The 222-nt window shown below is 65.3% G+C and carries 1 protein-coding gene; it reads right to left on the bottom strand.

Translation table 11 applies throughout. The features are described 5' to 3' along the window. Positions 1–222: Ig-like domain-containing protein (locus F6X37_RS36290; protein ID WP_187614715.1), on the bottom strand; the 222-nt coding region annotated here is incomplete at both ends.

Below are 222 nucleotides of genomic sequence, written 5' to 3'. Positions count from 1 at the left end.
CCATTGCCCACCGGACCCTGGATCGGACCTTCGTCGTCAATGACCTCGTCAATCGACGGCTTGCCCGGCGGCGTCGTATCCACGATCACCGTCCACGGGTCCGACGGCCCACTTTCGTTGCCCGCAGGATCGCGCTCCACCACCGTGAACTGATGCTCGCCCTCTTCCAGCGGCGTCTCAGGCGTGAAGCTCCAGTTGCCCTCCTCGTCGACCGTCGTCTCG

The sequence above is a fragment of the Paraburkholderia sp. 31.1 genome (assembly GCF_014397645.1).
GTDB lineage: Bacteria > Pseudomonadota > Gammaproteobacteria > Burkholderiales > Burkholderiaceae > Paraburkholderia > Paraburkholderia tuberum.
Note: the sequence above shows the minus strand (reverse complement) of the source record. Positions and strands in the feature narration are given on the sequence as shown.